Origin of the sequence: Loigolactobacillus binensis (assembly GCF_005405165.1) — a bacterium.
Taxonomy (GTDB): Bacteria; Bacillota; Bacilli; order Lactobacillales; family Lactobacillaceae; genus Loigolactobacillus; species Loigolactobacillus binensis.
In genome coordinates this window covers 68,276-80,777 of the sequence record NZ_BJDN01000006.1, presented here as the reverse complement: position 1 = coordinate 80,777, position 12,502 = coordinate 68,276, and the positions used below count along the sequence as shown (strand labels likewise).

Annotated in this window: 18 protein-coding genes; 13 read left to right on the top strand and 5 right to left on the bottom strand. The window is 41.0% G+C overall.

The window, feature by feature from the left end; translation table 11 throughout:
* Nucleotides 1-8: 8 nt before the first annotated feature.
* Nucleotides 9-485: an RrF2 family transcriptional regulator gene (locus FFM78_RS04525; protein WP_137637250.1), complete on the top strand. Its 477-nt coding sequence runs from the start codon at nt 9-11 to the stop codon at nt 483-485.
* A gap of 334 nt (nt 486-819) precedes the next feature.
* Here FFM78_RS04525 and FFM78_RS04520 read toward each other — a convergent pair whose 3' ends face one another.
* The 3 genes from FFM78_RS04520 to FFM78_RS04510 form a co-directional block, all read right to left on the bottom strand.
* The gene (locus tag FFM78_RS04520) at nt 820-1,254 is read right to left on the bottom strand and encodes a PAS domain-containing protein (protein ID WP_223877008.1); all 435 of its coding nucleotides are present in this window, start codon (nt 1,252-1,254) and stop codon (nt 820-822) included.
* Between the two features lie 268 nt (nt 1,255-1,522).
* Complete coding sequence (locus FFM78_RS04515) at nt 1,523-1,741, bottom strand: helix-turn-helix domain-containing protein (protein ID WP_137637248.1); 219 nt, start codon at nt 1,739-1,741, stop codon at nt 1,523-1,525.
* A gap of 9 nt (nt 1,742-1,750) precedes the next feature.
* Entirely contained in the window at nt 1,751-2,230 is a 480-nt protein-coding gene (locus tag FFM78_RS04510) for a DUF2975 domain-containing protein (RefSeq protein WP_137637247.1), read from the bottom strand.
* 216 nt (nt 2,231-2,446) lie between these two features.
* On the opposite strand from FFM78_RS04510, the gene FFM78_RS04505 reads away from it, so the two are divergent.
* Nucleotides 2,447-2,635 carry a hypothetical protein gene (locus FFM78_RS04505; RefSeq protein WP_137637246.1) on the top strand — a complete coding sequence of 63 codons (189 nt, stop codon included), beginning with the start codon at nt 2,447-2,449 and terminating at the stop codon, nt 2,633-2,635.
* 38 nt (nt 2,636-2,673) lie between these two features.
* On the opposite strand, the gene lexA is transcribed toward FFM78_RS04505, so the two are convergent.
* On the bottom strand, nt 2,674-3,294 hold the full coding sequence (lexA, locus tag FFM78_RS04500; RefSeq protein ID WP_137637245.1) for a transcriptional repressor LexA: 621 nt from the start codon (nt 3,292-3,294) through the stop codon (nt 2,674-2,676).
* A gap of 152 nt (nt 3,295-3,446) precedes the next feature.
* On the opposite strand from lexA, the gene FFM78_RS04495 reads away from it, so the two are divergent.
* Both FFM78_RS04495 and FFM78_RS04490 read left to right on the top strand, forming a co-directional pair.
* Entirely contained in the window at nt 3,447-3,683 is a 237-nt protein-coding gene (locus FFM78_RS04495; protein ID WP_137637244.1) for a DUF896 domain-containing protein, read from the top strand.
* Between the two features lie 83 nt (nt 3,684-3,766).
* A complete protein-coding gene (locus tag FFM78_RS04490) occupies nt 3,767-3,985 on the top strand; it encodes a YneF family protein (RefSeq protein WP_137637286.1) in 219 nt (72 codons plus the stop codon).
* Between the two features lie 38 nt (nt 3,986-4,023).
* On the opposite strand, the gene FFM78_RS04485 is transcribed toward FFM78_RS04490, so the two are convergent.
* Nucleotides 4,024-4,647, bottom strand: coding sequence for a lysophospholipid acyltransferase family protein (locus tag FFM78_RS04485; RefSeq protein WP_137637243.1), 624 nt, complete (start codon nt 4,645-4,647; stop codon nt 4,024-4,026).
* A gap of 174 nt (nt 4,648-4,821) precedes the next feature.
* On the opposite strand from FFM78_RS04485, the gene FFM78_RS04480 reads away from it, so the two are divergent.
* From FFM78_RS04480 to FFM78_RS04440, 9 genes are all read left to right on the top strand, one after another.
* Nucleotides 4,822-5,559 carry a tRNA1(Val) (adenine(37)-N6)-methyltransferase gene (locus tag FFM78_RS04480; RefSeq protein WP_137637242.1) on the top strand — a complete coding sequence of 246 codons (738 nt, stop codon included), beginning with the start codon at nt 4,822-4,824 and terminating at the stop codon, nt 5,557-5,559.
* Nucleotides 5,546-5,830 carry a GIY-YIG nuclease family protein gene (locus FFM78_RS04475; RefSeq protein ID WP_137637241.1) on the top strand — a complete coding sequence of 95 codons (285 nt, stop codon included), beginning with the start codon at nt 5,546-5,548 and terminating at the stop codon, nt 5,828-5,830. The genes FFM78_RS04480 and FFM78_RS04475 overlap by 14 nt, the downstream gene beginning before the upstream one ends.
* 88 nt (nt 5,831-5,918) lie before the next feature.
* Nucleotides 5,919-6,911, top strand: coding sequence for a D-2-hydroxyacid dehydrogenase (locus tag FFM78_RS04470; RefSeq protein WP_137637240.1), 993 nt, complete (start codon nt 5,919-5,921; stop codon nt 6,909-6,911).
* 271 nt (nt 6,912-7,182) lie between these two features.
* The gene (gene rpsB / locus FFM78_RS04465; RefSeq protein WP_137637239.1) at nt 7,183-8,010 is read left to right on the top strand and encodes a 30S ribosomal protein S2; all 828 of its coding nucleotides are present in this window, start codon (nt 7,183-7,185) and stop codon (nt 8,008-8,010) included.
* A 319-nt stretch (nt 8,011-8,329) separates the two neighbouring features.
* Nucleotides 8,330-9,214: a translation elongation factor Ts gene (gene tsf, locus FFM78_RS04460; RefSeq protein ID WP_137637238.1), complete on the top strand. Its 885-nt coding sequence runs from the start codon at nt 8,330-8,332 to the stop codon at nt 9,212-9,214.
* Nucleotides 9,215-9,351: 137 nt separating this feature from the next.
* On the top strand, nt 9,352-10,077 hold the full coding sequence (pyrH, locus tag FFM78_RS04455; RefSeq protein WP_137637237.1) for a UMP kinase: 726 nt from the start codon (nt 9,352-9,354) through the stop codon (nt 10,075-10,077).
* A 1-nt stretch (nt 10,078) separates the two neighbouring features.
* A complete protein-coding gene (frr, locus tag FFM78_RS04450) occupies nt 10,079-10,639 on the top strand; it encodes a ribosome recycling factor (protein WP_137637236.1) in 561 nt (186 codons plus the stop codon).
* A gap of 159 nt (nt 10,640-10,798) precedes the next feature.
* Nucleotides 10,799-11,563 (top strand): undecaprenyl pyrophosphate synthase, encoded by a 765-nt coding sequence (gene uppS, locus FFM78_RS04445; protein WP_137637235.1) that lies wholly within the window; start codon nt 10,799-10,801, stop codon nt 11,561-11,563.
* A 95-nt stretch (nt 11,564-11,658) separates the two neighbouring features.
* A complete protein-coding gene (locus FFM78_RS04440; RefSeq protein WP_137637234.1) occupies nt 11,659-12,441 on the top strand; it encodes a phosphatidate cytidylyltransferase in 783 nt (260 codons plus the stop codon).
* Nucleotides 12,442-12,502: the final 61 nt, after the last annotated feature.

The window sequence follows — 12,502 nt, the reverse complement described above, 5'->3', positions numbered from 1 at the left end:
CAGTGTGGGTGAAGTTAAATAAAAGTACTGAACAGGCCGTCTATGTGGTGCTTATTTTAGCGCTAGAACTTGATCATCGACCATTGAAAAGCACCGTTTTAGCCGATATTTTACAAGTATCTGACTCGTACCTTAAAAAGATCCTACGTAAATTAGTAGTTGGTCAGGTGATCACTTCTGCAGCTTCTAAAGACGGTGGCTTTCAATTGCAACGGCCGATCAATTCGATCAGTTTGGCGGATGTTTATAGCGCTGTTCAAACCGAAGCACCGTTGACCTTCGAACATATCGGTGCGCGTTTATTTACTGACATAGATCACGTCAAAGCAGGTGAACAGTTGATCGCCAGGACACTGGAGCAGGCGCAAAAGAATTTTGTGGCCACTTTAACTGAAATTTCAATGGCCGAATTATTAGAAACTTACGCGATTAAAAATGGCGCCATTGCCTGGGAAGACTTTCGGTCCAATGTAGCTAAAAAATAGACTTATGGGCAGTACTGGTTTTAGGCAGTAACTAAAAACGATGCATGGCCAAATTTTTAATGATTAATAAACATTATTTTTTAAGTGGCGGGGCTAAAATAGGGCAGATGGTGGCGTCCACACTAGATCCGACTAGCATTTTAGTTTAATTCGCTTAACGTGGCGAGCTGAACAGTATCAGGTAGAATTAAACTAATAAAAGTGGTGGTCTAATAAAAATAATGAGATCCAAACAAGGAGCTAATGACACCGTTTATGCTGTCATTAGCTCCTTGTTTTTTAATCCATCTATATGTTCAAACCAAATCAAAAAGTATTTTTCTTGATTTAAAGTTTACTTGTACTGTTTGGTTAACTTCATTAGCTGTAGCAAATTACCTAGCCAAGTTTTCTTAGTGTACGGGGTCACGTCTTCGGTGACTTCAATGCAGCCAACATATTCACCAGCAGGGTTATGTAACGCGTAAAAGGCCATGTGGACTTGTTTATTCTTGATGGGAACAGTCATTTGAACCTTACCGGTAGTTCCACTGTGCATTTCGGCCAATACTTGCTTGACCCGACCAGCACTGTGCGCCGGATGTACCTCTAATACATGCTTATTTAAATGCTGCGGTTGCCGACTGAATAATCGCTGCGGATTGTTTGAATACCAACGGACGATATCATTTTCATCTATAAAATCAAATTCCTGATCGATCGTGGCAAAAATAGCGTTAAGCTGTTCTAGGCTCAAATTGCCGGTCGCCAGTTTTATTGGTTGTTCCAATTTAAATTCCTCCATAATTAAGGATGTTAATGCCTATACAAGACATTAGTTATAGGTTAACATGGACCAATAGTTGGACTAAATAGGGGAAAGTACTAAAATTAGTGCTAAGCAAGCTCAGTTGTAATAATGGCAAAAAATAAGTTACATTAAGTTTAGTTAAAAGGGCGGTTGAACTTGATTTAATTATGGTATTCCTACAGTGTCCTTATCCGGTGTTGTAGATACTATTTAATGAGATATGCAGCATCAAAAAACAGGAGTCGGTTCACTCCTGTTTTTTAGTGCCTCGATATTCCAAAATATCCCCAGGTTGACAACTTAACGCTGCGCAGATGGCTTCTAATGTAGAAAAGCGGATTGCTTTTGCTTTGCCATTTTTCAGGATTGAAAGGTTGGCCATAGTGATGCCAACATGTTGGGCCAAAGTGGTGACACTCATTTTGCGTTTTGCCAACATGACGTCTAAATTAATGATAATTGCCATATTCTCACCTCAAACCGTTAAATCATTTTCTGCTTTTAGCGTAATCGCATTTTGCAATAGTTTTTGTAGTACCGCTCCGAAAACGGCAACCGTTCCGGCGGCTAAAGCAAAGAATGTACAAATAATGAGCACACCAGGTGCATCCATTTTTTGAGCAACTAAATAGGCGACGGGTAACCCCAAAACATATAAGCAGCTGATCACCGTTGCACTAAGCTTAATTTTACGGAGTGCGGTCACTGAAATAGTAGAAAAAGCATTACCAATATCAATATAATGAAGTAGGCGTTGACCCTGAAAAAGCGCGAAAAAGAAAATTAATGCGGTCACGTACAAGCCTGCGTAAATCATAATAAATAAGAAAATGATCGTAGGGTAACGTGTAGTTAATACTGGCCAGATCAGTGGTAATGGGACGACACATAAGAATAAAATAAGCAGACCAAGTAAATAGATCATCAGTTTTAAATAGAAAGTTTCATGGCGCATTGTTTTCACCTCAGACTAAATTAGTTAAGTTTATTTTAGCAAGAAATTTATCGTTTATCAATAAAAATATATTATTATACAATATAGAAAGCTTGCTGATTAAATTGTGATCGATGTTGAAAAGGTCGAGTAAAGAACTAAAATTATAGTTTACTTATCGGTGATTTCTTGATACAATACTTGGCTGTGAGAAAAATAAGTTTGGAGGTGAGTGGCATGAATCAATGGATCTATGTGGTGTACTATTGTAATACGCAAGTTTTGCCGGCCCAATTTGAAGTTTTGCGCGCTTTTAAAATGGAAAAACGGGCTCAGGCTATGGTACAACTGCTTACATCTACACCTTATGAACGCCATTCACTAGTAACCGGCTATTATATGTATCGGCGAATTAATTTAGCATAAAAAAAACTTGAACGACAGTCCAAGTTTGCTAAGTGTATTTACATGTGATTCCGGTATAAGCCAACGACTTTACCAAGAATTGTGACTTGCTGCAAAATAATTGGTGCAAAGGTATCATTTTCTGGCTGCAACCGAATATGATCGGTTTCTCGAAAAAGCCGCTTACAGGTTGCCTCATTTTCCGCGGTCATTGCAATGACAATGTCACCATTATCAGCAGTCGCTTGTTTACGAACGATTACATGATCACCGTCTAGAATGCCAGCATTGATCATACTTTCACCGCGGATAGTCAACATAAATAAATCCTGTTCAGTATCATCTAGGTCAGGTGGAATCGGAAAGAAATCAGTTGCTTCTTCAACTGCCAAAATTGGTTCACCCGCGGTGACTGTGCCTAAAACTGGGATCCGTTCAGGCGCAATGCCTAACACTTTTAAGCCGGCTTCAGTTAACTCGATCGCCCGTGGTTTAGTTGGGTCTTTTTCAAGCCACCCCTTTTTTTCTAGGCGGGATAAATGACCGTGAACGGTTGAGGTTGAGGAAAGCGAGACCGCAGCGCCAATTTCGCGCACCGTTGGTGGATAACCTTTCTCAGCCACACGTTCATGAATGAAACGTAAGACTTCTAATTGTTTGGGTTCATGCGGTTTAATCATGGTTGACACCTCAGTCATATTTTATTAATTTTAGTGTAGCATATTTAAAAAGCTATTTCAAACAAATGTTCGGTTGAGAATAGTTGATTTAAACGGTTTTTTGAGTATATTGAGGGAATAGAATCTGTAGTTTGTGAAAGGTGGCGAGCAGAATGGAAAATAAATACCTTAAACGGATCAATGAGTTGGCACATAAGTCAAAAGCAGAAGGCCTAAATGCCGACGAGCAGGTTGAGCAAAAACAATTGCGTCAAGCTTACGTAAGAGAATTTCGTGAAGGGTTACGGCAGCAGATCGAAACCACCCAAGTTTTTGATAAAAAAGGTCGTGAAACCACCCCAAAAAAGGTGCGTGAATTACAACGTAAAAACGGTTGGCGTAAGGATTAATTTAGTCCTTAGCTTTTAATTTCAAGCGTAATTGTGTAAAATAAATAGACGAGATCGTTTGAAAGGGGAAAATCAACGTGGGAATGTTAATTCTGATCTTTGTTATTGGTGCTGCACTGGGCGTTATCGGTGGTTTCTTTGGCGCTCGCCAGTACATGAAGAAATATTTGCAAGACAATCCGCCAATTTCTGAAGATATGATGCGGACAATGATGATGCAAATGGGTCAAAAACCTTCTGAGAAGAAATTAAATCAAATGATGGCTTCCATGAAAGCCCAGTCGCGTAAAGCGGGTAAATAAAAAAACGATCGTCTGAATTTATTCAGACGATCATTTTTTTATTTTTTTGGCGTTGGAATATAGTTAAAATCCGGATCAATTTCGGCGTCCAATTGTTTGAACGCCGCTTGCATTTTATCATCAATGGCCGTCATGCCTGCTTTATCCATTTTTTGTTTACGATCAATATAGATCGGTTCGCCAAAGCGAACGGTGATGCGTTTACGAGTGAATAGCTGTTTAAAGGTCAGCGGGCCTTGATAGACAGTGGGAACTAAGGGAACACCGCTCATGCGGGCGATCACTAAAGCACCACCTTTTAATTCAGCTGAATGTCGAGTGCCGGAAGGAAACATGATCAATGATAGCTCACCTTTTTTTAAGAGTTTAACTGGTGTCTTGATTGCTGAGGGACCAGGGTGCGCGCGGTTAACAGGAAAAGCGTTGGCATGCACCAAGATAAAACGAATGATGGGGTTTTTAAACAGTTCTTCTTTAGCCATGAAGGAGAATTTCTTTGGACTGGCGGCTAAAGCGTAATAAATCGGGTCAAACCAGGTTCGGTGGGGACCAACCAGAATGTAAGAACCTTCTGGTAAAATCGTTTTATTTTGATAATGGGCATTACCGTTGATCACCCAGACCAAAACACGCACAAATGCGCGAATAAAAGTATAAAACATTTAAGTCGAATCCTTTCTGAAACACAATTTCGAATATTACTTTTTAAAGTGCAGTTTGACACTATGATTTACTTGGTTGACCACTGCACGAATCATATTATACCAAAAATTTGTAATTTGACTTGTATTTTCCTATTGAATTAGCTAATCTGATTTGGAGAAAGAAGTGAAATTGTGTTAAAAGCCGATGAAAGAATCGATCAATTATATAGTCAAACGATCAAAATCATTCAAAGTCCCAGTGTATTTTCCTTCTCATTAGATGCCGTTTTATTAGCTGATTTTGCGCAGATCAGACCGCGTAGTCAGACAGTTGATCTCTGTGCTGGCAACGGTGCGGTTGGCTTATTCTTAAGCCGAAAAACTAAGGGGTCAATTGCATTGGTCGAATTGCAGCCCCGTTTAGCGGATATGGCTCAGCGTTCAGTAGTACTAAATCAATTACAAAAACAGCTCACGGTTTATCAGTTGGATCTAAAGGATACGTTTACCAAAATCGCCAAAGACAGTATTGATGTTGTGACGTGTAATCCGCCTTATTTTCCGCCGCTTGCGACTAGCAAGAAGAACCCCAATCCGTATTTGGCGATCGCCCGCCACGAGATTGCCACTTCCTTAGAACAGATCTTAGTAATCACCAGCGGTTTACTGAAAATGAATGGAAAGGCGTATTTTGTTTACCGGCCAGATCGCTTTAATGAATTTGTGACTAAGGCAGCGGCACAACGCTTGCAAACTAAGCGTGTTCGCTTGGTTTATCCTAAAGTCGGTCGGGAAGCTAATATGGTGTTGATCGAATTAATTAAGGATGGCCGGCCTGGAGGTCAGCGCTTTTTGCCACCATTAACAGTTTACGATCAAAATAATCACTATCTACCAGAAGTCAGGCGCTTATTATATGGCAACGATTAAACGTTATTATTTTTATGTGCTTTTATGTGCAGATAATACTTTGTACGGTGGTTTTTCTACTGATGTGGTGAAACGAGTGGCCACTCATAATGCAGGTAAGGGTGCAAAATATACCAAACCGCGTACGCGCCGACCCGTAAAATTAATTTTTCACGAAACTTTTGATAATAAAAGAGCGGCATTACAGGCGGAATGGCATTTTAAGCACCAGCCACGTGAAGATAAGCTCAGTTTCTTACAAGAGCATGGCATTCGGCTGAGAATGCACTAAAATTTAGTGAAATCAGTAATTTAACCTTTACCTAGTCTGGCTTGACGTTTATAATGATAAAGGACTATGAAGGGAGCAATCACATATTATGAAACTTATTGTGTATGGTGTGCGTAAAGACGAAGAAGGTTATGCACGCGACTGGTCAAAAGAAAACAGTGTAGAGGTCAAGCTTGTCGCTGATTTATTGGATAAGGAAACTGTTAAGTTAGCTAAGGGCTACGATGCAATCGTTGCTTATCAACAACTACCTTACCAAGATGAAGTTTTCACTACCATGAAAGAATATGGCATTAAAGACTTATCTATCCGTAACGTTGGGGTCGATAATATTCCTGCTGATGTTGCTAAGGCAAATGGTGTTCATGTTACGAACGTACCAAGCTACTCACCAAATGCAATTGCTGAATTAGCAATTACAGGTTTGATGCAATTATTACGGCAAACACCTGCTTTTAACGAAAAATTAGCTAAAGGCGATTTCCGTTGGGAACCAAATATTGCCCGTGAATTGCATACTTTAACAGTTGGTGTCGTTGGGACAGGCCGTATCGGCCGCGCCGGCATTGATATCTACAAAGGCTTTGGTGCCAAGGTTATTGGTTATGATGTTTTCCGTAACCCTGAACTTGAGGCTGAAGGTATGTACGTTGATACTTTGGACGAATTGTACGCTCAAGCAGACGTTATTACTTTGCACGTACCAGCCGTTAAAGAAAACCATCATATGATCAACAAAGATTCCATCGCTAAGATGAAAGACGGCGTTATCATCATCAACACTGCTCGTGGTGAATTAGTTGTTGGTGAAGATTTACTTGCTGGCTACAAGTCAGGTAAAATTGCTGGTGCTGTTCTTGACGTTTACGAAAACGAAGTTGGTATTTTTAACAGTGACTTCACTGGTAAGAAAGTACCTGACGAAACTTTGACTAAATTGATGGCCGAAAAGAATATCTTAGTAACACCACACGTTGCTTTCTATACAGAAACAGCGGTTCATAACATGGTTACAATTGCTTTAGGCTCTGCTAAAGACATGGTCGAAAAAGGCGAAAGCAAAAACGAAGTTAAACTTTAAGCTAAGTTTTGGCTCTAAAAAGGATCCGTCTAACGACGGATCCTTTTTACTACCGATAATAAGTGCTATGATTACGAAACGCGATTGATCAAGCCGTTAAAAATAGTTCTAGAAAAAATAGTTGCGTCATGACTAGTTTTACGGTAAACTGTTACTCGGTGCTTTAGAGTACTACAATTCACACCTTGCGCGATAATAAGCGTGGTGCTTGCAGTGCAAGTTCACTTGTTAATTGACCGCAGGGGAGGAAAAAACCTAGGAGGAAACAAACATGTCTGTTATTAGTATGAAACAATTGCTTGAAGCCGGCGTTCATTTCGGTCATCAAACACGTCGTTGGAATCCAAAAATGAAGCCTTACATCTTCACTGAAAGAAACGGTATCTACATCATTGACTTGCAAAAGACTTTGAAATTAGTTGATAACGCTTATGACTTCATGAAGAATACGGCCGCTGATGGCGGGATCGTCCTTTTTGTTGGCACAAAGAAGCAAGCACAAGATTCAATCGCTGAAGAAGCAACTCGTGCTGGCCAATTCTACGTTAACCATCGTTGGTTAGGTGGAACTTTGACTAACTGGCAAACAATTCAAAAACGAATCGCTCATTTAAAGGAAATCAAACAATGGAGCGAAGATGGTACCTTCGAAAAATTGCCTAAGAAGGAAGTTTCACAGTTGAACAAACAACGTGAAAAACTTGAAAAATTCTTGGGTGGTATTGAAGACATGCCACGGATTCCTGATGTTCTGTTTATTGTTGACCCTCGCAAAGAAAAAATCGCCGTTCAAGAAGCACAAAAATTGAACATTCCGATTGTTGCAATGGTTGATACTAACAGTGATCCTGATGACATTGATGTTATCATCCCATCAAACGATGATGCGATTCGTGCCGTACGTCTGTTAACTTCAAAAATGGCTGATGCAATCGTTGAAGGTCGTCAAGGTGAAGAAGCAGAAGTTGAAGCACAACAGCAGGCTGCTGCTGAATCAGCTGCTCCTGCAGAATCTGCGGCCGCTGATAGCGAAGCACCAAGTAAGGAAAGCTTACAAGACTTACAAAAAGCTGTTGAAGGCAAAAACGCAAACAAATAGCATAAAATTCATTTATCATTTACAATGAGTGATTAGGGCTGTCTCCAAGGTTAGGCACAATCTGCAAGCCTTATTTACGAGGCAGTCTTTTTTTGTGGCGTGTTTTTAAGGCCACTCATATTTTGAGTAGTAGCCGCCTACTTGATGCATTCTTGTGGCACAGTTTGTGCTGTAGGAAACCTGGTAGCTAGTTTATTAGCAATCTATTCATCAAGTGTAGTCAGGTGGAAAAATAGACTTTTAAAAACGCGTTTACTTTTATTTTGGTCACAAAACAAAATACGTGAAAAAGCATTTAATAATTAGGAGGTTGTACACAATGGCAACAAAGATTACAGCGGCACAAGTTAAGGAATTGCGCGAAAAATCTGGCGCCGGCATGATGGCTGCTAAAAAAGCATTAGTTGCAGCAGATGGTGATATGGGCAAAGCAATGGAAGCTTTACGCGAAAAAGGCGTTAAAACTGCTGCTAAGAAAAGCGGCCGGATCGCTGCTGAAGGGTTAGCAGATGTTGCAGTTAACGACGACGTTGCAGCTATTGTTGAAGTCAATGCTGAAACTGACTTCGTTGCTGGTAACAAAGATTTCCAAAGCTTAGTTCAAGCAATTGCGGATACGATTGCTGCTAACAAGCCAGCTGATCTTGAAGCTGCTAACGCAACTAAAATGACCGATGGCAAAACGATTGCTGAAGCCGTGATCAATGCGACCGCAACGATTGGTGAAAAAATCAGCTTCCGGCGGTTTGCGCTTTTAACTAAAACAGCTAATGGTCATTTTGGTGCTTACCGGCATATGGGCGGTAAAATTGCGGCTTTGACGGTGGTAGAAGGTGCGGATGACGAAGTTGCTAAAGACGTTGCCATGCATGTTGCTGCCATCAACCCACGTTATGTTTCCCGTGATGATGTTCCAGCTGAAATTATGGATGCCGAAAAGGCCAAGTTGATGGATGAGGCCTTGCAAGAAGGCAAACCAGAAAAAATTGTTGAAAAGATCGTGGTTGGTCGTTTGAACAAGTTCTTGGCTGAAATTAGCTTAGACGATCAGGAATTCGTTAAAGATTCTGATCAGACGGTTGATCATTATGTTCAATCAAAGGGCGGTAAGGTAGTCAACTTTGTTCGTTATGAAGTCGGCGAAGGTATTGAAAAAGTTGAAAAAGACTTTGCTGCTGAAATTCAAGCCGAATTAAACAAGTAATTAACCGTAATTTTAGGGAACGCAGACCCCTGCGCTCCCTTTTTTTAAGGTCAATTGCCTTTAGATATGCTAAAATATAAAGGGAAACTCTTTCAGTCAGAATAATAAATTAATGGTGAAGCAGGAGGAAGCAGTTCATGTCGAAAATCAAGTATAAACGAGTGGTCCTTAAAGTCAGTGGTGAAGCTCTAGCCGGTGCCAAGGGCTTTGGCATTAATCCACCGATGATCAAGGATGTTGCGAAGGAAATTAAGGAAGTTTACGAGTTAGGGGTTCAAATCGCAATTGTTGTTGGCGGTGGTAATATCTGGCGGGGTCAAACAGGTGCCGAAATGGGGATGGAACGTGCTCAGGCCGATTACATGGGTATGTTAGCCACGGTGATGAATGCTTTGGCGCTACAGGATAATCTGGAGCAGCTTGATGTACCAACTCGGGTGCAAACTTCGATTGAAATGCGCCAAATTGCTGAACCGTATATTCGTCGGAAGGCTATTCGTCATTTGGAAAAAGATCGGGTCGTTATTTTTGCTGCCGGCACCGGGAATCCTTACTTCTCCACGGATACAACGGCTGCTTTACGTGCGGCTGAAATTGAGGCCGATGTTATTTTAATGGCGAAAAACAATGTGGATGGGGTTTATTCCGCCGATCCAAACAAGGATGCCAGTGCAACCAAGTACGATCAGCTGACCCATTTAGATATTATTGATAAGGGCTTAAACGTTATGGATTCCACCGCAAGTACGTTATCAATGGATAATAATATTCCGCTGGTCGTTTTTAACCTTAATGAATCTGGTAACATCAAACGGGTTGTTGAAGGCGAACAGATCGGTACAACAATCAAGGGGGACAAGTAATATGGCTAAAGATCCAGCAATTACTGAAGCACAAACCAAAATGGTCAAGGCTGAGGAAGCGTTGCAGCGCGAACTCGGTCAGATTCGTGCTGGTCGTGCTAATGCTAGTATTTTGACGCGGGTCACCGTTGATTATTATGGGGCACCAACCCCAGTTAATCAGTTAGCGACCGTCACGATTCCTGAGGCGCGGGTTCTAATGATCACACCTTATGATAAATCAACTTTAAAGGAAATCGAGCGGGCTATTTTAGCTTCCGATTTAGGTCTATCACCGGCAAACGATGGTACAGTTATTCGGTTAGTTATTCCACAATTAACTCAAGAACGGCGGGGTGAATTGGCTAAGGAAGTCAAAAAACAGGCTGAACAGGCGAAGGTCGCTATCCGTAATGTTCGGCGTGAAGCCATCGATGACTTGCGTAAGCGTGAAAAGAGTAATGAGCTAACCGAAGATGATCTGCATGAATTAGAGGACGAAACACAAAAGATCACGAATGCGGCGACTAAGAAACTTGATGAAATTGCGGCTACTAAAGAAAAAGAAATTTTATCTGATTAAGAATACGCTAATGGCCGCGGCAAATGCCGCGGCTTTTTGCTATGCTTAAGTTAAGTATTCTTTAGCAATAACTGATTTAATTGGTATTTAATGGTCAGGCAAAGGCTTTTTTGATACAATTAGGGTTAGTTTGAAAATTTCACGTGGAGGCGCTAATCTTTGTTCTCATTTGGAAAAAAACAGCAAACCACGCCCATAACGCTTGATCCGGAACGCATTCCGGCCCATATTGCAATTATTATGGATGGCAATGGCCGCTGGGCGCAGCGGAAGCATCGGCCACGAGTGTTCGGGCACCGCGAAGGCATGGAAACCGTAAAACGAGTGACTCGTCACGCCAGCGAATTAGGGGTCAAAGTGTTGACCCTCTACGCCTTCTCAACTGAAAATTGGAAACGGCCTAATGATGAAGTTAATTATCTAATGCAATTACCAGTTGATTTTTTCGACACTTTTGTTCCTGATTTGATTGCGCAGAATGTGCGGGTCAATGTGATGGGTTACGTTGATAAATTACCAATAAAAACGCAAAAGGCTGTGCGTGATGCTATGGCGGATACTGCTCAAAATACAGGCATGGTGTTGAATTTTGCTTTGAATTATGGGGGCCGTGCTGAAATTGTCACTGCGGTCCAAAAAATTGCGGCTCAAGTTACTACGGGAACTTTAGATCCAGCAGCTATTGATGAGCAAACCATTGATCAGGCACTGATGACGGCCAGTTTAGGTGAGTATGCTGATCCTGATCTATTGATCCGCACCAGCGGCGAGGAACGTATCTCTAATTTCCTGTTATGGCAGATTGCGTATAGTGAATTAGTTTTTACCGATGCGTTATGGCCTGATTTTGATGATCACGAGTTAGAGGCCGCTATTTTGGCTTACCAAAAACGTGATCGGCGGTTTGGTGGCTTGAAAAAGTAAGAAAAACAGCTACCGATCGAGTTGTACTTTAGTTTGATCACGTTAAGTTTGGCTTAACAGTTGATCCGAATGATAAAAAAGGAGTGTTACTTAAAATGCGTCAACGTGTTATAACTGCTGTGATTGCATTAATTATTTTCATCCCCATCGTCCTACTAGGCGGCATCACTTATGATATTATGGCCATTGTTTTAGGTCTAGTCGGCGTATCTGAAATCTTTATTATGCGCAAAAAAATCATCGTTTCGTTAGAGGCCTTATTAGGGGCCTTGGCGATGTTAGTGATCATGGTGCCTAATTCGTGGTTACCTAATGGTGTAAATCGGTTATTTTTCTTTTATTTGATCGTGATGTTAATGCTGGTCAATATGGTTTTTTCAAAGAATCGCGTTAATTTTGACGATATAGGCGTGACCAGTTTGGCCGCTATTTATATTGGGCTTGGGTTTCACTACTTTATTGCCGCCCGTCAAGAAAGCCTGATGATGCTCTTCTATATTCTTTTCACCATTTGGGCTACTGATATCGGTGCCTACCAAATTGGTCGTAAATTAGGTAAACATAAGTTGGCGCCTCAAGTCAGTCCCAATAAGACTTGGGAGGGATCAATCGGTGGGACTATTTGTGCCGTGATCATCGGTGGTATTTTTGTGGCCTTTGTCCCGGCCATTCAACTTTATTCATTACCAACTATGATTTTATTTACCTTTATTTTCTCGATCTGTGGGCAATTAGGTGATTTAGTTGAATCTTCCTATAAGCGTCACTATGGAGTTAAGGATTCAGGCAAGATTTTACCTGGTCATGGTGGTATTTTGGATCGTTTTGATAGTTTATTATTTGTTTTACCAATCGTACACTTGTTTACTTTGATTTAACTAATTGCGCCATCACAACTGACATTATCGCTTAAAAAGCGGCACAAATTGTACAGAGAGA